This is a genomic window from Pseudomonas sp. OTU5201 (assembly GCF_038440135.1).
GTDB classification, from domain to species: Bacteria; Pseudomonadota; Gammaproteobacteria; order Pseudomonadales; family Pseudomonadaceae; genus Metapseudomonas; species Metapseudomonas resinovorans.
In genome coordinates, this window is sequence record NZ_JASATC010000006.1 from 126,114 (window position 1) to 144,640 (window position 18,527).

The following is an 18,527-nucleotide window of genomic DNA, read 5'->3' on the forward strand; positions in this document are numbered from 1 at the left end:
CCTGCGCAGATGACAGAAAATGACGTGGATCAAGCAGCCGACTGGCGGTAATTGCCGTTCGTCCTAGCCCTGCTCGCCGTAACTGGATTGGCTCTGCGGAGCACGCTGGCCGAGGCTATCCAGCAGCTCCTGGTAACGATTCTCGCTTTGCCGCAAAGCGTCTCGCGCAGACTCCAAAGCACTAAAATCGATATCCACGCAGTAGAGCTCCAGCTGGTTGTGCAGATTGCGTAGCACCAGGTGACTGGAGAACACGGTCACCGGGCTACCGTCACGGCGTTGCAGGGTCAGCTCGCTGGCGGGAATGGCCGGGCCGCCGATCATCCAGTTGTTGATGTCGGTGATGACCTGGGTGCGCATGGCGGGCGGGATTATCAGGTCTTCGAGATAGCGGCCCATGGCCTGGTCCACCGTGTAGCCGTAGAGCTGTTCGCTGGCGCGGTTCCAGTAGATCACCCGGCGCAGGCGGTCGTAGCCCTGCACGGCAATGCGCGGGGTCTGCTCGAACAACTGCCGGAATCGAAGCTCGCTGGCACGCAGCGCTTCTTCGTCACGCTTCTGGGCGCTGATGTCCTGCACCGTGCCGAAGGCGCGACCATCGGGCTGGGCTTCTCCGCGCAGGGCCAGCCAGACGGGTGACTGGTCGCTAGGCAGGTTCAAGCGTGCGTTCACGGCCAGCGCAGTGCCGCTCACGAGCAACGCCTCCAGGCTGCGTTGCACACTGTTGCGGTCGGCCGGATGGAAACGGTTCAGCAGGCCTGCGAGGCTGTCTTCGTCGCTGCAACCGAGAATTCGCTGGGCGCCCGGGCTCAAAGCGAAGCTTTGCTCATACTCCCAGTTGCCGAGGATGGCGTCGCGCTGCGCCTGCTCCAGTTGCAGGCTGGTGCGCCGCAGGCCCTGGCGCAGCCGTTCGCGACCCAGGCGATGACGGCGTTCGAGGAAGAAAATCAGCAAGGCGGTGAGCAGGAGTAGTCCGAGAATGCTCAGCGCCCCTGTGCCCCAGAGCAGAAGCCAGGCTCCGGCGCACAGCAGGTAGAGGCCCGCACGAATGGCGGGCTGGGCAAGGGTGGGATGCATCCAGGACCCCGGCGAAGCGAAAGCGATGCGGCGCAGCCGGCCGCTGGCGAAACCAGGGAAATTCTAGTCGCTTTACATTTGCGTACCGGACCATTCGCCAGTCCATTCGCTCGCCGGTCAGCCAGGAACCCGGCGAAGCCTTTCCATTCGCCAGGTAGGGTGGGCTTCAGCCCACCATCAGGGTCCCGGTGGACTGAAGCCGGCCCTGCAAACGGTCTTGCCTACTTGGAGTTCAAGGCTTTCAGGCAAACCCCTCCAGCACGATCTTGCCCTTGGCCTTACCGCTTTCCAGCAGGGCATGGGCCCGGCGCAGGTTGGCCGCGTTGATGGCGCCGAAGTGCTCGCCCACGGTGGTCTTCAGCACGCTGGCGTCGATCAGTTGGCTGACGCGTTCCAGCAGGCGGTGTTGTTCGAGAATGTCCGGGGTCTGGAACATCGAGCGGGTGTACATGAACTCCCAGTGCAGCGACAGGCTCTTGCGCTTGAGCTTGGCCACGTCTAGCGAGGCCGGGTCGTCGATCAGGCCGAGGCGGCCTTGGGGCGCCAGGGCTTCCACCAACTGGTCCAGGTGCTGGTCGGTCTGGGTCAGGCTGGCCACATGGCTGACCTGAGCAAGGCCGGCGCGGCGCAACTCCTCGGCCAGGGGTTTGCTGTGATCCAGCACCTGATGGGCGCCCAGCTCGCGGACCCAGGCCTGGGTTTCCGGACGCGAGGCGGTGCCGATTACAGTCAGGCCAGTGAGCTGGCGGGCCAGTTGCACGAGGATCGAACCGACGCCGCCAGCGGCGCCGACCACCAGCAGGCTCTGGCCCTGGTCGGCCTTGCCTTCTGCGATTTGCAGGCGGTCGAACAGCAGCTCCCAGGCGGTGATGGAGGTCAGCGGCAAGGCGGCGGCCTGGGCGAAGTCCAGGGTCTTCGGCATATGGCCGACAATGCGTTCGTCCACTCGATGGAACTCGGCGTTGCCGCCCGGTCGGGTCAGGTCGCCGGCGTAGAACACACGGTCGCCCGGCTGGAACAGGGTGACATCGCTACCCACCGCCTTGACCACGCCCGCGACGTCCCAGCCCAGCACCTTGGGTTGACCGGCTTCCGGCGCGGCGTTGCGGCGGACCTTGGTATCCACCGGATTGACGGAAATGGCGCGGACTTCCACCAGCAGGTCGCGCGGACCTGGCTGCGGTTCCGGCAGCTCGATGTCCTGCAGGGAATCGGGGTTATCGATAGGCAGGTTCTGGAAGTAGGCGACGGCTTTCATCGGGATTCTCCGCGTGAGGGCTTGATGGTCCGCATGGTCGGTTATTTCGCAAGCGAGAAAAATCGGCTAGAAAGCGACAGTCTTTCAAAGAGGGTTTGAAAATGTTGCGCCTCGACGATCTCGCCTTGTTCGTCAGCACCGCTGACCACGGTAGCCTCTCGGCCGCCGCCCGCAAGCTGGACGTCTCGCCCGCTGTGGCCAGCGCTGCGCTCAAGCGTCTGGAGCAGCAGCTCGATACCCGCCTCTTCGTGCGGTCCACGCGCAGCCTGCGCCTGACCCCGGAGGGCGAGCAGTTCCTCGTCCATGCGCGCAATGCCCTGGCCAGCCTGGAGGAAGGCCAGCGCCAGTTGGCCGGCGGCCGCGAGGACATTGCCGGCCTGTTGCAGCTGTCGGCACCTTCGGACTTTGGCCGCAACGTGCTGTTGCCCTGGCTCGACGAGCTTCAGCGTGAGCACCCTAGCCTCTGCATTCGTCTGCACCTCAGCGACCGGATCGCCGACCTGTACCGCCAGGCTGTGGACATCGCCATCCGCTACGGTGAGCCGGAAGATTCCAGCCTGGTGGCGCTGCCACTGGCCGCCAGCAATCGTCGCGTGCTCTGCGGCGCGCCCGACTACTTCGCCCGCCATGGACGGCCGCGCCAGCCCGAGGACCTGGCCGGGCACAACTGCCTGCTCTACCAACTGGGAGGACGCGTCCATGACCGTTGGAGCTTCAGCGAGGGGCGCCGCGAACAGGTGGTGGCGGTGACCGGCAACCGCGTCTGCGACGATGCCGATGTGGTGCGGCGCTGGGCGCTGGCCGGGCAGGGGCTGACCTACAAGTCCTGGCTGGATGTGGCCGGCGACATCCAGGCCGGGCGCCTGGAACTGGCCCTGCCGGAGTACCGCGGCCAAGCCACGCCGCTGAACCTGATCTGTGCCCATCGGGCCCAGCTCAGCAAACCGGTGCGCCTGCTCCGCGAGTTCGTCCAGGCGCGTTGCGCCACGCTACTCGTCGGCGCGCCCTGGAGTTAAGTGTCGGTCGCGGCAACGTTGACGTCTGATCGTCGAATTGCTCGGAACTCAGGTTCCGCTATTGTCTGGATGAGCTGTGGCCTGCGTGGAGATTCCCGTGGCTGACTTGTGTCCGACCTGCCTGAATCCTGCCGGGCCCGCGCCCGGCGCCCGCCGTGGGAGACCCGGCTGATGCCCCGTACACGCGAACCAGGCGCTTTCTTGCCGACCCTGTTGTTGGTCTTCTCCGGCTACCTGTTGCTGGCCTTGGGGGCTGTCTGGTTGTCGCGCCAGCCCGGCAGCATCGCCACCCTCTGGTACGCCAATGCCTTCACCGTCGCCCTGCTCTGGGACCAACCGCTGCGCCGCTGGACGCCGATTCTGGCGGTGGCGATGCTGGCCGACCTGCTGGCCAACCTGGCCTTTGGCGATGCCCTGGCGCTCGCGTCCAGCTTCATTGCGCCCAACCTGATGGAGATCATTCTTGCCGCGGCATTGTTGCGGGTCAGTGGCGCCGCGCTGCGGATGAACGAAAGCCCTGGGGCCTTCCTGCAGTTCATGTTCTTTGGTGCCCTGCTGCCTCCACTGATGGGGGCCAGCCTGGGGGCCAGTATCCTCGCCTGGCAGGGGCTGGATTCCTTCGAACGTGGCTGGATTTACTGGGTCGAGGGCGCCATGCTCGGTGCCGTCTCGGTGCTGCCCCTGGCGGTCTGGATGCGCCAGCACAGCTGGTGGGAGTTCATTGGCGAGCGTCGTCGCCACGAGCTGCTGCTCTACGGCGGTCTGGTGCTGTTCGGCACCCCCTTTGCCTTGCTGGTGTTGCCCTTCCCCTTCGTCTACCTGTCCCTGCCGCTGATAATCGCCGCAGTGCGCCTGACCTTCGCCAGTACCGCGCTGCTGGTGGCCATGACGTCGGTGAGTGGTGGCCTGATCATCGCCCTCGGCCTGCTCGATACCCCAGCCCTGGAAAAAGGCTGGCGCGATCTGCTGGTCTACTTGCCATTGCTGCTGGCCTTGTTGCCGGCCCTGCTGCTGGCGTCCGCGGTCGAGCAGTTGCGCAAGCGCCGTCGCGAGCTGACGGCGAGTGAAACGCGCTTTCGCGACGCCATGGACCACTCCGCCATAGGCATGGCCCTGGTGGGGTTGGACGGCCGCTGGCAGCGGGTCAACCATGCCCTGTGCGACATGCTTGGCTACAGCGAGGATGAACTCACCGCGCTGAGCTTCCAAGACCTCACCCACCCCGACGACCTCGCCGACGACCTCGAGCTGGTCCGGGAAGTCCTCGCCGGGCGGCGCCACAGCTATCGCCTGGAGAAGCGCTACCTGCACAAGAGCGGCCGGGAAATCTGGGGCCTGCTGGCGGTATCCCTGGTGCGCGACCACGAAGGCGAGCCGTTGTATTTCATCTCGCAGATCGAGGACATCGACCGGCGCAAGCGTGCCGAAGAGCGCGAAGCGGAACTGGCGCGGCGCTACTCCGTGGCCACCGAAGCCAGTGGCGTCGGTGTCTGGGAATGGGACCTGGCCAGCGACCGCCTGCTCTGGGACGAAGGCATGTGCCGCCTCTACGGCCGTAGCCTTGGCGACGACCTGTCCTATGCCGATTGGCGCGCCCACCTGCACCCGGACGATGCCGAGCGGGCCGAGCGCGAAGTGCTGGCCGCGCGGGAAGGCAGTCGTCGCCTGGACATCGAGTTCCGCATCCGTCGCGCCGATGGCGGCCAGCGGGTGCTCAAGGGGCATGCGCGCCTGGTCTGTGATGCCGACGGCACGCCGCTGCGCATGGTCGGTACCAACTGGGACGTCAGCGAGCTTCGCCAGTTGGCCGAACGCCTGCACGACGAGCGTGAGCGGTTGCAGGTGACCCTCGACGCGATCGGCGACGGCGTCATCACCACCGACCTGGAAGGCCGGGTCAGCTTTCTCAATCCGGTGGCGGTGCGGCTGAGTGGTTGGCAGAGCGACGAGGCCCAGGGGTTGCCCATCGAACAGATCCTGTTACTGGAAGGCGAAGACGGCCGCCTGGTCCCCAACCCGGTGCGCGAATGCCTGGAGCAGGGCAGTGCCACCAGCCTCCAGGGCCTCGCCTCGCTGCGCCACCCGGCTGGCGGCACCATCGCGCTGCGCGGTCAGGCGGCCCCCATGCGCAGTGGTGACGGCACCCTGCTGGGCAGCGTGCTGGTACTCACCGACGTCAGCGAGGCGCGGGCCATGCAGAAGCACCTGCGCTATGCCGCCACTCACGATGCCCTCACCGGTCTGCTCAACCGCCCGGCTTTCGAGGACGCCCTCGCTGAAAGCTGTCGTGATGTACTGCAGAACGATGGCAGCAGCGTGCTCTGCTTCATCGACCTCGACCGTTTCAAGCAGGTCAATGACAGCGCCGGCCACGCCGCCGGCGACGAACTGCTGCGCCAGCTCGCGCGACTGATGCAAGCTCAGGTCCGCGCCGGGGACCAACTGGCACGCCTGGGGGGCGACGAGTTCGCCCTGATCTTGCGCAGCTGCCCTTTGCCTCAGGCGGAGCTTTTGGCAGCGCGGCTGATCGCTCAGATCCAGAGCGTGGTGCTGGAGTGGGAAGGGCAACAGTTTCGCGTGGGCGCCAGCATCGGCATGTCCTGCATCCACAGCTCTAACGCGCAGCCTGCAGAACTCCTGAAACAGGCTGATACAGCTTGTTACCGGGCCAAGCACGCAGGTCGGGGTCAATTTGCGGTCGAACATCGCTGAGACCGGCCGGCCCCGAAATGACAGTCTTCCAAGGCTGGCCTAATCTCCATCGACATGGCAATAAATGAGAAAGCATTGCATTGCCTTTCGCCAAAGAACGTACAACTCGAGGTCATTCCCATGCGTAAGCTCCTGCTTCTTTCCCTCGCCCTCGTCAGCCCGCTGACGTTCGCCAAGACCGAATGCACCACCGCCGAAAAGGCCACCTGGCAAGACCAGACCAAGTTCCAGGACGACCTCAAGTCCCAGGGTTACGACATCAAGAAATTCAAGGTGACCGAGGGCAATTGCTACGAGATCTACGGCTGGGACAAGGACAAGCGCAAGGTCGAGATCTACTTCAATCCCGTGGACGGCAAGGTGGTCAAGCAGGAGATCGAGGACTGATCGGTGAGCGCCGACACCGTTCGCCTCTGGGACCCGGTGATCAGGATTGGTCATTGGTCCCTGGTGGCGGCATTCATCGGTGATTACTTCCTCAACGAGGCAGGTGACGGCTGGCACCGTTGGCTCGGCTACTACGCCGTGGCGGTGGTGCTGGTGCGTGTGGTCTGGGGCTTCGTCGGCCCCCGGCCGGCACGCTGGGCGGATTTCTGGCCGCGCCCGGCACGCCTGCTGGCCCACGCCAAGGCGCTGCTTTCCGGTGGTCACATGCACCGCTTAGGGCACTCGCCCCTGGGCGGGCTGTTGATGATCCTCATGCTGCTGCTGATGCTGGGGCTGGGCGTCTCCGGTTTCCTGATGGAAGAAATCGACTACTTCTGGGGCGAGGACCTGCCCCGGGATATCCATGTCTTCATGGCCGACAGCCTGTTCTGGCTGGCCTGCGTGCATGTCGCGGCGGCGCTGGTGGAAAGTGTGCGCACACGCGAGAACCTGCCCTGGTCCATGGTGACCGGGCGGCGCAAGACGCTTCACGACTAAGGGCCGCATCGCGGCCCTTCTCGCATGCGCTCCCTTTGTAGGGGGAATTCATATGAACTTGGGAAACCACGTCCTTAGGGCGTGTTCATGCGTCATCGGCTCTGCCTGTGACGATCGAGTTGCCTGGTTTACAGGATGAAGTCGGATTGTCTGTAAGAGCGAGCTTGCTCGCGAACAGCCCGATCAGGATCTTGCTCCTACACGTCAGTAGCCCGGCTGCATCCGCGACACCCCCTTATAGGAGCCATAGGCAAGTCCTGGTTCTACGAACGTGGCTGTTTACTCGTCACCCTGGATGGGCGCGCTCATAGAAAGCTTCTTTTCCTGACGCGCGGGTCAAGTTAGAATGCGCGCCGTCGTTGGCCAGGGGGCCGCGACATGGGTTCCCTCACCCCATCGGTAAAAAGGATGCAAATCACCATGCCCGCTGCTTCTCCCACGGTCTGGCGCCCGGCGCTGACCGGCCTGATCGCGTTCCACATCCTCATCATCATCGCCAGCAACTACCTGGTGCAGCTGCCGATCACCCTGTTCGGCTGGCACACCACCTGGGGCGCATTCAGCTTTCCGTTCATCTTCCTGGCCACCGACCTGACTGTGCGCCTGATGGGCAAGCAGGCCGCGCGACGGGTGATCGCGCGGGTCATGCTGCCGGCCCTGCTGGCGTCCTATGTAGTTTCGGTGCTGTTCCAGGAGGCGGCCTTCCGCGGCCTCTCGGCCCTGGGCGAGTTCAACCTGTTCGTTGCGCGGATTTCCCTGGCCAGTTTCCTCGCCTATGTGCTGGGCCAGGTGCTGGATATCCAGGTCTTCGACCGTCTGCGGCAGATGCGCCAATGGTGGATCGCCCCGGTGGCTTCGACCATCGCGGGCAACCTGCTCGACACCTTCGCCTTTTTCTCCGTGGCGTTCTGGCGCAGTGATAACCCGTTCATGGCCGAACACTGGGTGGAAATCGCCACCGTCGACTACGGCGTCAAGCTCGCCATCAGCCTGGTGTTCTTCGTGCCGCTCTACGGCATGTTGCTGGGCGGCATCCTGCGCCTGCTGTCGCCCAGCCCGGCACGGGCTGCCTGAGGCGCCTCCACCGCCATCCGCGCCTTCACGTCAGCCTCACGGCTGACGTCCATCCCCAGCGACACCACCTCCACACCGCTTTCTTCCAGTCGCTCCACCCCGGCGATCACTTCACCAGGCGCGCATCGAGGCTGTTCTGCGCGAGGCGCTTCGCCTGGTCTTCGGTCATGCCCAGGTGCTCGTGCAGGGCGGCGAAGTTTTCCGTGACGTAGCCGCCGAAGTAGGCCGGGTCGTCGGAGTTCACCGTCACCTTCACGCCACGCTCCAGCATCTCGAGGATGTTGTGCTGGCGCATGTGCTCGAACACGCAGAGCTTGATGTTGGACAGCGGGCAGACGGTGAGCGGGATCTGTTCGTCGATGATGCGCTGCATCAGGCGCTCGTCCTCGATGGCACGCACGCCGTGGTCGATGCGCTCGATCTTGAGCAGGTCCAGCGCTTCCCAGATGTACTCCGGCGGGCCTTCTTCGCCGGCATGGGCAACGGTGAGGAAGCCTTCGCCGCGGGCACGGTCGAATACGCGCTGGAACTTGCTCGGCGGATGGCCTTTCTCCGAGCTGTCCAGGCCCACGGCGATGAAGGCGTCGCGGAAGGGCAGGGCCTGGTCGAGGGTTTTCTGGGCGTCCTCTTCGGACAGGTGGCGCAGGAAGCTGAGAATCAGCCCGGAGCTGATGCCCAGTTGCTCGCGGCCGTCTTCCAGGGCCTGACGTATGCCGGTCAGCACCACCTCGAAGGGAATGCCCCGGTCGGTGTGGGTCTGCGGGTCGAAGAAGGGCTCGGTGTGGATCACGTTCTGCGCCTTGCAGCGCTCGAGGTAGGCCCAGGTCAGGTCGTAGAAATCCTGCTCGGTGCGCAGCACATCGGCACCGGCGTAATAGAGGTCGAGGAATTCCTGCAGGTTGTTGAAGGCGTACGCCTTGCGCAGGGTTTCCACATCGGCCCAGGGCAGCGCCACCTTGTTGCGTTCGGCCAGGGCGAACAGCAGTTCGGGCTCCAGGGAGCCCTCCAGGTGCAGATGCAACTCAGCCTTGGGCAGGGCATTCAGCCAGTCGTACATGGTGGTTTCTCGTTTCAGGCTAGACCGCCGGAAAGTTTAACTGGCTGGATGGGAATGTGCTGAGCCAGCTCCTTGTGGGGGCGATTCACTCGCCAATGAATTCGCCCCACACGGTTATGCGATTTCCTCACGGCGATAGGCGTAGGTATCGGCAAAACGCGAAAGCAGATAGTCGGCGCTGGTCACCGGTGGGTACTTGGGCGGGTTGGTTGCGTTGGAGCAGTTCGGCAGGCAGCTGATTTCGGTGTCCGGGTGCGGTTCGGCGAAGAAGGGCATGGAGTAGCGATCCACCCCCAGCGGGCTGATCACCCGGTGCGGCGTGGACATGTAACGGTCGTTGCTCCAGCGCGCCATCAAGTCGCCGAGGTTGACCACGAAGCTGCCCTCGATCGGTGGCGCGTCGATCCATTCGCCTTTCAGGTTGCGCACCTGCAAGCCGCCCGCGTCGTCCTGGTAGAGCAGGGTGATGCAGCCGTAGTCGGTGTGGGCACCGGCGCCTTGCTGCTCGGCGGAGCTGGCGGTGTGGCGCGGCGGGTAGTGGATCATGCGGAACACGCTGATCGGCTCATGGAAGCGCTTGTCGAAGAAGTCCGGCTCGATATCGAGCGCCATGGCAATGGCCCGCAGCACGGTCTGCGCCAGGGCCTGCATGTCTTGGTAGTGCTGCTCCAGCAGCGCTTCCCAACCGGGCATTTGCGGGTGGCGATTGGGGCCACGCAGCGGCTTTCCCGCCAGCACCTCGGGGTGGTCGGCGGCCATGTGGAAGCCCATGTCGAAGGTTTCCTTGAGGTCGCTGGGCTTGCTCGGGTCCAGTTGTTCGGTGGCGATGGCGCCGTAGCCACGGTGGTGGCGGGTTTGGGTGATGTCGATCTTCAGTTTCTCGGCATCCGGCAGGGCGAAGAAGGCCTTGGCGGCGTCCAGCAGGCTCTTGATCCGCACCGGGCTGACGGCGTGCCCGGTGATGTAGAAGAAGCCCCATTCGCGGCAGGCAGCATCTATCTGCGCAGCCACCTCGCGGCAGGCGTCTGGCTCGTCGGCGTAGAGCGGGGCGATGTCGATGATCGGGAGCGGGTTCATCGGGTGATCCTTGGATTCCTTGTGGGACGCTGGCTCTTTCCCCAACCTTCTCCCTGACGGGAGATGGCCGGGGGAACGGTTATTTCGGCAGTTCCGCCTTGATGCCTTCTACGTAGTAGTTCATCGAGGCCAGGTCGGCATTGATGGCCACCACGCCGTCGGCCAGTTTCACCGCGCCGGACTGGTCCTTGATCGGGCCGGTGAAGGGGTGGAATTCACCGCTCTTGATGCTGGCAATCAGCTTCTCGGCTTCGGCCTTCGCATCGGCCGGCACCAAGTCGCTGATGGGCAGTTCGATGGTTTCTTCACTCAGGCCGCCCCAGAAGTCCTGGGGCTTCCAGTTGCCGTCCATCACGCCCTGGGTGGCCTGGATGTAGTGCGGGCCCCAGTTGTTGACGATGGAGGTGAGCACGGCTTTCGGTCCGAAGTGAGCCATGTCCGAGGCGTAGCCCACCGAGTACACGCCGCGACGTTCGGCGGCCTGGATCGGCGCCGGGCTGTCGGTGTGCTGGAAGATCACGTCTACGCCCTGATCGATCAGCGCGTTGGCCGCGTCGGATTCCTTGCCCGGGTCGAACCAGGTGTTGACCCACACCACCTTGATCTCCGCCTGCGGGTCGTACTTGTTCAGCGCCAGCTGGATGGCGTTGATGTCGCGGATCACCTCGGGAATGGGGAAGGAGGCGATGTAGCCGATCTTGTGGGTCTTGGTCATCTTCGCCGCCAGGTAGCCGCCGACATAGCGGCCTTCATAGGAGCGCGACAGGTAGGTGCCGAGGTTCTTGTCCTGCTTGTAGCCGGTGGCGTGCTCGAAGGTGACCTTGGGGAACTGCTTGGCGACCTTGGCGGTGGGGTTCATGTAGCCGAAGGAGGTGGTGAACACCAGGTCGTAGCCGCCCTTGGCCATGTTGCGGATCACCCGCTCGGCGTCGGCGCCTTCGGCCACGTTCTCGACGAAACTGGTCTGCACTTTGTCGCCGAATCTGGCTTCCAGCGCCTTGCGGCCCTGCTCGTGCTGGTAGGTCCAGCCGTGGTCGCCGATGGGGCCGACATAGACGAAGCCCACCTTCAGCGGGTCGGCGGCGCTGGCGGAAAGGATGCTGCTGAAGCCGATGGCGGCCGCCAGGGTACGCAGCACGTTCTTCTTGATGTTCTTGTGCATCACGGGTGTTGCTCCTTTGGTCCTGTAGTGGCGTTTACGCTGCAGGCTCGTTTGCAAAAAGCTGACCAAGCGGACAAGACAACTGTGTAAACCCCGTAGGCTGGGCCTCAGCCCACCGGAAACGTCGAGGCCCCGCACTGGGCGGGGCCTGAAGTTGGTGCAGCACGCCTTCTGCTGGTGCGTCAGTGACCGGCGCGCCACGGCTGGCCCAGCGACACCGGCGCGAACAACCGGGTGCGCAGGGCATCTCGCGAGAGCAGCACCAACACCAGGATGGTCGCTACGTAGGGCAGCATCGCCAGCAGGTTGGCCGGAATCGACAGGCCGACGCCCTGGGCCACGAGGTGGAGGATGCTGGCCAGGCCGAACAGGTAGGCACCGAGCAGCACGCGGAATACCCGCCAGCTGGCGAACACCACCAGCGCCAGGGCGATCCAGCCACGTCCGGCGGTCATGTTCTCCGCCCACATCGGCGTGTAGGCCAGCGACAGATAAGCCCCGGCCATGCCTGCCATGGCGCCGCCGAACAGCACCGCGAGTGTGCGCACGCGCATCACCGGCAGGCCCATGGCGCTGGCCGCGTCGGGGTTCTCGCCCACCGCCTGGATCACCAGGCCGATGCGGCTCTTCAGCAGCACCCAGGCCACCAGGGCGAACAGCGCAAAGCTGAGGTACACCAGCAGGTCCTGTGCGAAGAGCATGCGGCCCAGCAGCGGAATCTCGCTCAGCAGCGGAATGGCTACCGGTTCGAAACCCGCAAGCGGCTTACCCACCCAGGCCGCGCCGACAAAGGACGACAAGCCCACGCCGAAGATGGTCAGGGCCAGGCCCGTGGCCACCTGGTTGGCGTTGCAGCCCAGCGCCACCAGGGCGAAGAGGGCCGACAGCAGCATGCCGGCGGCCATCGCCAGCAGCACACCGAGCCAGAGGTTGCCGGTGGCCAGGGCGGCGATGAAGCCCACCACCGCGCCGAACAGCATCATCCCCTCCTGGCCGAGGTTGAGCACGCCGCTCTTCTCGCACACCAGTTCGCCCAGGGCCACCAGCAGCAGGGGCGTACCGCAGCGGACCATGGCGAAAAGGATATTGCTCAGCAGATCGAGGTCCATGGGGTGCTCCAAGATTGGTCTTCGTGTTTTGCTATGCGCCTCATGCCATCACTTCCCTGACCTGCTCGCGGCGCCGCCAGCGCACTGCCAGGCGTGGCCGATAGAGAATCAGCACGTCACAGGCCAGCAGGAAGAACAGCATCATTCCCTGGAACAGCTCGGTGATGGATTGCGGCAGGTTCAGCGCCATCTGCGCGTTCTCGCCGCCCAGGTAGAGCAGGGCCATCAGCAGGCCGGCGGCGAGGATGCCGAAAGGATTCAGCCGGCCGAGGAAGGCCACGGTAATCGCCGCGTAGCCATAGCCCGGCGATACCTGGGGCACCAGTTGGCCGATAGGCCCGGTGACTTCGCCCACGCCGGCCAGGCCCGCCAGGCCGCCGCTGATCAACAGCACCAGCCAGACCAGGCGCTTCTCGCGAAAACCGACGAAGCCGGCGGCGCGCTGGTCGAGGCCCAGTACCTTGATCTGGAAGCCGAGGAAACTCTTCTGCAGCAGCACCCAGACCACCACCAGCGCCAACAGGGTGAAGTACAGGCCGACATGCACCCGCAGGTCTTCCAGCAGCGGCGGCAGACGCGAGGCGTCGCCAAACATCGCCGACTCGGGGAAGTTGAAGCCGGCCGGGTCCTTCAACGGACCATGCACGAAATGCAGCAGCAGGTTCAGGGCGATGTAGTTGAACATGATGGTGGTGAGGATTTCGTTGGCGTTGAAGCGCGTTCTCAGCCACGCCGCCAGTCCGCCCCAGACAGCGCCAGCCAGGGTGCCGGCTGCCAATACCAACGCCAGTGCCCAGCGGCTTTCCCAGTCGATGATGTGCACGGCCAGCGCGCTGCCGGCCAGGGCGCCAATCAGCAGTTGGCCTTCAGCGCCGATGTTCCACACCCGCGCCTGGTAGGCGACCGCCAGGCCCAGGGCGCAGAGCAGGATGGGCAGCGCTTTCACCAGCAATTCAGAGAGCCCGTAGAGGTCGCTGATGGGCGCAATCAGCAGGGTATGCAGGGTTTCCAGCGGGTCATGGCCGAGGGCGGCGAACAGCAGCGCGCCGCTGGCCAGGGTGAGCAGCCCAGCCAGCAGCGGCGACAGCGCGAGCATCGCGCGCGACTGCTGCTGGCGGGGTTCCAGGGATAGCAACATGGAAGGGCCTCGTTCAGGCGGCTTGGGATTGATCGAACTGCCCGGCCATCCAGCGTCCGACTTCCACCGGGCTGGTGGCGGCGCAGGCCTTGAGCGGCGACAGGCGCCCGGCACAGAGGGCGCCGATGCGGTCACTGATCTGGAGCAGTTCGTCGAGGTCTTCGGAGATCACCAGGATGGCCGCGCCAGCGTCGCGCAGGGCGATCAAGGCGCGGTGGATGGCCGCTGCGGCGCCCACGTCCACGCCCCAGGTGGGGTGGGCGGCCACCAGCAGTTTCGGCTGCTGGAGGATTTCCCGGCCGAGGATGAATTTCTGCAGGTTGCCGCCGGACAGGCTGCGGGCAGGCGCCTGGGCATCGGGCGTTTTCACGGCGAAGCGGCGGATGATTTCGTCGGCAAACGCCAGCACCCGGCCACGGCGGATGAGTCCCCGGCTCACCAGGCCCCGGCCGGATGCCGTGAGCAGGGCGTTGTCCGCCAGGCTAAGTTCCGGCACCGCACCGTGGCCCAGGCGTTCTGCGGGGACGAAGGCCAGGCCAAGAGTGCGGCGGGCATCCGGGCGCAACTGGCCCACCGGACTGCCGGAGAAGCGCACGCTGCCGGCGTCGGCCCCGGTGAGGCGTTGTTCGCCTGAGAGCAGGGCGAGCAATTCGTCCTGGCCGTTTCCGGCGACCCCGGCGATGCCGACGATCTCGCCGCTGCGCACCTCCAGTTGCAGGTCGGCCAGGGAAATACCGAAGGGGTCGGGGTTGCTCCACGACAGCCCGGACAGATTCAGGAACGGAGCGCCGCCAGAGACTTTCGGGTAACTGGCTGACAACCCTTCGGCATCGCCCACCATCAGTCGCGCCAGTTCCAGGTCGCTGCATTCGGCCGGTACGCAATGCCCGGATACCCGGCCGCCGCGCAGCACGGTGGCGCTTTGGCAAAGAGCGCGCACTTCGCCCAGCTTATGGCTGATGAAGAGGATGCTGCAGCCCTCGTCGGCGAGCCTGCGCAGGGTGACGAACAGTTCGTCCGCCTCCTGCGGGGTGAGCACCGAGGTGGGTTCGTCGAGGATCAGCAGGCGGATGTCCTGCATCAGGCAGCGGACGATTTCCACCCGCTGCCGTTCGCCGATGGACAACCCGTGCACCAGCCGCTCCGGCTCCAGTGCCATGCCGTAGCGGCGGGATACGTCGCGGATGCGCGGCTCCAACTGCTTGGGCGTGCCGGCTTCGCTTCCCAGGGCGAGGGCGATGTTCTCCGCCACGGTTAGCGTCTCGAACAGCGAGAAGTGCTGGAACACCATGCCGATGCCCAGTTCGCGTGCCTGGGCCGGGTCGCGCACTTGCACGGCTTGTCCCATCCAGCGGATTTCGCCCGCGTCCGGCTGGACCACGCCGTAGATGATCTTCATCAGGGTGCTCTTGCCAGCGCCGTTCTCGCCCAGCAGGGCATGGATTTCCCCCGGCCTTATGCACAGATCGACGTGATCGTTGGCCAGGCAGCCGGGGTAACGCTTGGTGATGCCACGCAGTTCGAGGCGTGGCGGCGAATTGGAGCTGATCATGGGGCGTTTTCCTGAGGCAATGCGCAATGCTGGGACCGAAGCAAAAAGCTGGCCATAAGGTCAGGAAAGCCGCCAGGGTGCATGACAGAAGGGCTGCGTCAGCAGGCGGGCGGCCAGGCGTTGTGTGCGGACGCTCGCTGCTGGTGCGAGGTGAGCGTTTCCGATGCGAAGGTTCTGGTTGTTTTTTGATCAGTTTCTTGCGAGTGGCGTGGCCACTGGGTTGCGGGGGCTATTCCCAAGCTTATCCACAGTCTTTTCCCCGTCCGACGTGGACAAAAAGCCGGCCCACACGGCGCCCGGCAGGCCCCTTGCGCTGCCTTGGTGCGCAGAGGAATGCCTTGACAAATCAGCTGCTTATCTTTGGGGCGGAGGAAAAACCGGGGCTGGGCAAAAAGCGAACAATTCTAGCTAAGCCGCACCGCAGCGGCGTTTCAGCGAACAGCCCACGAGTTATCCACAGCGGGCTCCACAGAAATTGTGGGTGGTCCGAGCCTCCACAGATGGGGTTACTGCTTTTTCACTCCAATCCGTCCCCGGCTGATATCCCGCAGCAGCCGTTCCAGATCGGCGATGCGGCCGTCGGGCAGGGCCAGCACCAGCTCCGCACCTTCGGCGTCGAACTGTTCGCTTTCCACCAGCGCTTCGAACTCGCCCAGGCGGGCTTTCAGCACGGGCAGTTCGGCAAAGCCGGGGTGACAGCTGACTCGGCTGCGGGCGACCAGTTCCACGCGTTCGCCGCCTTGCAGGCATTTCGCGGCGCTGCCGCCGTAGGCTCGGGCGAGGCCGCCGGTGCCGAGCTGGATGCCGCCGTAATAGCGGATCACCAGCACCGCCACCTGGTCACAGTCCTGTCCTTCGATGGCAGCGAGGATCGGGCGGCCGGCAGTGCCGCCGGGTTCGCCGTCGTCGCTGAAGCGGTATTGGTTGCCCAGCTTCCAGGCCCAGCAGTTGTGCGAGGCGCCAGGTTCGGACAGACGCGCGATGAAGGCCTGGGCTTCCTCTACGCTGGCCACCGGCGCGGCATGGGCGATGAAGCGGCTCTTCTTGATTTCCTCGCGGTACTCGGCGGGAGCGGTGAGCGTGAACGGCATCAGGCGGTCGCGGGAGGGGTCAGGCCGCAGCCCTTGAGGATGATCTGGATAAGGTTCTGCGTGGCCGTTTCGAAATCTTCCTTGGTCAGGCGTTTGCGCCCGGTGACGCGGCAGATCTGGGTGTTGAAGTCGGCATAGTGCTGGGTGCTGCCCCAGAGCAGGAAGATCAGGTTGACCGGGTCCACCGGGTCCATCTTGCCGGCGGCGATCCAGGCTTCGAACACGCCGGCACGGCCCTTGAACCAGGTGCGGTAGTCCTGATCGAAATGAGCTTCGAGGCAGCCGCCGCCGCTGATGATCTCCATGGCGAAGATCTTCGAGGCCAGCGGGTGGCGTCGGGAGAATTCCATCTTGGCGCGGATGTAGCGGGCCAGGGCCTCGGCCGGATCGTCTTCGGCGGTGAGGGTGTTGAAGGTGCTGTCCCAGAGTTCCAGGTGGTTGCTCAGCACCGCGATGTACAGGCCCAGCTTATTGCTGAAGTAGTAGTGCAGGTTGGCCTTGGGCAGCCCTGCGCGCAGGGCGATGGTGTTCATGCTGGTGCCCTTGAAGCCGTGGCGGGCGAACTCTTCTTCCGCAGCGGCCAGTATCAGCTCTTCGTTCTTCTGACGGATGCGGCCGGCGGGTTTTGCGGAAGGATTCGGGCTGTGGGCGGGCACCAGTGAAGTCATAGGTTTCCTGATTCTGAGAGGGGGTGGCGACAGCACTGATAACCCAGGATGGCGTGTCCGACAAGACAAAACTGTAGTGGCGGTCAGGTAATTGCACGGCTGCACCCGAATGGGGCCGGGATGCAGCCGTTTCGCACAGCCAGCGGTCAGATTCCGTTGCTTTCCAGTACCGCTTCCCGTGCCGATTCCGACGGCAGCAACAGGCTCAGCAGGATGGCCGTTACACCGCCGCAGGTGATTGCCGAGTCGAACAGGCTCTGCACAATCTGTGGCATCTGGTGCAGCAGGGTGGGCTGGGCCGCGACGCCCAGGCCGACGCCGAAGGACCCGGCGATGATCAGCAGGCTGCGGCGGTCCAGGTCCACTTGCGCGAGGATGCGGATGCCGGCCGCTGCCACGCTGCCGAACATCACCAGCGTGGCGCCGCCCAGCACCGGCTTGGGAATCTGCTGCAGCAGTGCGCCGATCAGGGGGAACAGGCCGAGCACCAGCAGGACCGCACCTATATAAAGGCCGACGTGACGGCTGGCGACGCCGGTGAGCTGAATCACCCCGTTGTTCTGCGCGAAGGTGGTATTAGGGAAGGCGCTGAAAGTGGCGGCGATCAGGCAGCTGACGCCATCACCCAGCACGCCGCCTTTCAGGCGCGCCTCGTACTCCGGGCCTTCGAAAGGTTTGCGCGAGAGCATGCAGTTGGCGGTGAGGTCGCCCACGGTCTCGATGGTGCTGATGAGGTAGATCAGCGCCACCGGGATGAACGCCGTCCAGTCGAAGCTGAACCCGAACTTGAAGGGTACCGGCACGCTGATCAGCGGCAGGTCCGGCAGCGGCTGAGGCACCAGCTTGCCGGTGGCCAGGGCCACCAGGCTGCCCACGGCCAGACCGATGAGGATCGACGACAGGCGCACCCAAGGGTTGCGCGAGCGGTTGAGCAGGATGATGGTCAGCAGTACCAGGGCGCCCAGGGCCAGGTTCCCCGGAGCGCCAAAATCCGCCGCCTTGAAGCCGCCGCCGATGTCGGTGATGCCGACCTTGATCAGGCTCACGCCGATCAGGGTGATGACGATGCCCGTCACCAGCGGCGTGATGATCCGCCGCAACTGGCCGATGAAGCGGCTCAGCACCACCTGCACGAAGGCGCCGAAGAAACACACGCCGAAGATCATGGCCAGGATGTCCTCCGGGCTACCACCACGGCTCTTCACCAGGAAGCCGGCCGCGAGCACCGCGCCGAGGAAGGCGAAGCTGGTGCCTTGCAGGCAGATCATCCCGGCGCCGATACCCAGCGGCCGCCGCGCCTGAATGAAGGTGCCGACGCCGGACACCATCAGCGCCATGCTGATGAGGTAGGGCAGGTGCTCGCCCAGGCCCAGGGCGCTGCCGATCACCAGTGGCGGCGTGATGATGCCTACCACGCTGGCCAGCACGTGCTGCAGCGCGGCACAGAAGGACTGCAGGGGGTTGGGCCGGTCTTCCAGGCCATAGATCAGATCGGTGTTGCTGGTTGCTTCGCTGTGCATGGTGCGTCCCGCGGGTAGTGAGTGGCGGCTGCACTGCAAGAAGCTGACCAGTCGAACAGTTTTTCAGGCGTGACGCGGCTTGCAACGGGACG

The 18,527-nt window shown here is 65.0% G+C and carries 16 protein-coding genes; 5 read left to right on the forward strand and 11 right to left on the reverse strand.

Annotated features, from left to right (window positions below):
- Window positions 1-63: 63 nt before the first annotated feature.
- Both AAHM40_RS05855 and AAHM40_RS05860 read right to left on the reverse strand, forming a co-directional pair.
- Entirely contained in the window at window positions 64-1,077 is a 1,014-nt protein-coding gene (locus AAHM40_RS05855; RefSeq protein WP_342243824.1) for a PAS domain-containing protein, read from the reverse strand.
- A 241-nt stretch (window positions 1,078-1,318) separates the two neighbouring features.
- Complete coding sequence (locus AAHM40_RS05860; RefSeq protein WP_342243825.1) at window positions 1,319-2,335, reverse strand: zinc-binding alcohol dehydrogenase family protein; 1,017 nt, start codon at window positions 2,333-2,335, stop codon at window positions 1,319-1,321.
- 101 nt (window positions 2,336-2,436) lie between these two features.
- On the opposite strand from AAHM40_RS05860, the gene AAHM40_RS05865 reads away from it, so the two are divergent.
- The 5 genes from AAHM40_RS05865 (at window position 2,437) to AAHM40_RS05885 (ending at window position 8,061) form a co-directional block, all read left to right on the forward strand.
- Window positions 2,437-3,351, forward strand: a complete 915-nt coding sequence (locus AAHM40_RS05865) for a LysR family transcriptional regulator (RefSeq protein WP_342243826.1) — start codon at window positions 2,437-2,439, stop codon at window positions 3,349-3,351.
- Between the two features lie 171 nt (window positions 3,352-3,522).
- Window positions 3,523-6,063 (forward strand): PAS domain S-box protein, encoded by a 2,541-nt coding sequence (locus AAHM40_RS05870; RefSeq protein ID WP_342243827.1) that lies wholly within the window; start codon window positions 3,523-3,525, stop codon window positions 6,061-6,063.
- Between the two features lie 120 nt (window positions 6,064-6,183).
- Entirely contained in the window at window positions 6,184-6,450 is a 267-nt protein-coding gene (locus AAHM40_RS05875; protein WP_342243828.1) for a PepSY domain-containing protein, read from the forward strand.
- A gap of 3 nt (window positions 6,451-6,453) precedes the next feature.
- On the forward strand, window positions 6,454-6,987 hold the full coding sequence (locus AAHM40_RS05880; RefSeq protein ID WP_342243829.1) for a cytochrome b/b6 domain-containing protein: 534 nt from the start codon (window positions 6,454-6,456) through the stop codon (window positions 6,985-6,987).
- A 420-nt stretch (window positions 6,988-7,407) separates the two neighbouring features.
- On the forward strand, window positions 7,408-8,061 hold the full coding sequence (locus AAHM40_RS05885; RefSeq protein ID WP_342243830.1) for a 7-cyano-7-deazaguanine/7-aminomethyl-7-deazaguanine transporter: 654 nt from the start codon (window positions 7,408-7,410) through the stop codon (window positions 8,059-8,061).
- A 106-nt stretch (window positions 8,062-8,167) separates the two neighbouring features.
- On the opposite strand, the gene AAHM40_RS05890 is transcribed toward AAHM40_RS05885, so the two are convergent.
- The 9 genes from AAHM40_RS05890 to AAHM40_RS05930 form a co-directional block, all read right to left on the reverse strand.
- Entirely contained in the window at window positions 8,168-9,118 is a 951-nt protein-coding gene (locus AAHM40_RS05890) for an adenosine deaminase (protein ID WP_342243831.1), read from the reverse strand.
- A 114-nt stretch (window positions 9,119-9,232) separates the two neighbouring features.
- The gene (locus AAHM40_RS05895; RefSeq protein ID WP_342243832.1) at window positions 9,233-10,195 is read right to left on the reverse strand and encodes a 2-oxoglutarate and iron-dependent oxygenase domain-containing protein; all 963 of its coding nucleotides are present in this window, start codon (window positions 10,193-10,195) and stop codon (window positions 9,233-9,235) included.
- A gap of 79 nt (window positions 10,196-10,274) precedes the next feature.
- Window positions 10,275-11,357 carry a BMP family ABC transporter substrate-binding protein gene (locus AAHM40_RS05900; protein ID WP_342243859.1) on the reverse strand — a complete coding sequence of 361 codons (1,083 nt, stop codon included), beginning with the start codon at window positions 11,355-11,357 and terminating at the stop codon, window positions 10,275-10,277.
- Between the two features lie 182 nt (window positions 11,358-11,539).
- The gene (locus AAHM40_RS05905) at window positions 11,540-12,466 is read right to left on the reverse strand and encodes an ABC transporter permease (RefSeq protein ID WP_342243833.1); all 927 of its coding nucleotides are present in this window, start codon (window positions 12,464-12,466) and stop codon (window positions 11,540-11,542) included.
- 40 nt (window positions 12,467-12,506) lie between these two features.
- Window positions 12,507-13,604, reverse strand: coding sequence for an ABC transporter permease (locus tag AAHM40_RS05910; RefSeq protein WP_342243834.1), 1,098 nt, complete (start codon window positions 13,602-13,604; stop codon window positions 12,507-12,509).
- A gap of 13 nt (window positions 13,605-13,617) precedes the next feature.
- Window positions 13,618-15,156, reverse strand: a complete 1,539-nt coding sequence (locus AAHM40_RS05915; RefSeq protein WP_342243835.1) for an ABC transporter ATP-binding protein — start codon at window positions 15,154-15,156, stop codon at window positions 13,618-13,620.
- A 506-nt stretch (window positions 15,157-15,662) separates the two neighbouring features.
- On the reverse strand, window positions 15,663-16,247 hold the full coding sequence (locus AAHM40_RS05920) for an IMPACT family protein (protein ID WP_342243836.1): 585 nt from the start codon (window positions 16,245-16,247) through the stop codon (window positions 15,663-15,665).
- Window positions 16,247-16,915: a TetR/AcrR family transcriptional regulator gene (locus AAHM40_RS05925; RefSeq protein WP_028630812.1), complete on the reverse strand. Its 669-nt coding sequence runs from the start codon at window positions 16,913-16,915 to the stop codon at window positions 16,247-16,249. Before AAHM40_RS05925 ends, AAHM40_RS05920 begins: the two co-directional genes overlap by 1 nt.
- A 146-nt stretch (window positions 16,916-17,061) precedes the next feature.
- A complete protein-coding gene (locus AAHM40_RS05930; protein WP_342243837.1) occupies window positions 17,062-18,435 on the reverse strand; it encodes a uracil-xanthine permease family protein in 1,374 nt (457 codons plus the stop codon).
- Window positions 18,436-18,527: the final 92 nt, after the last annotated feature.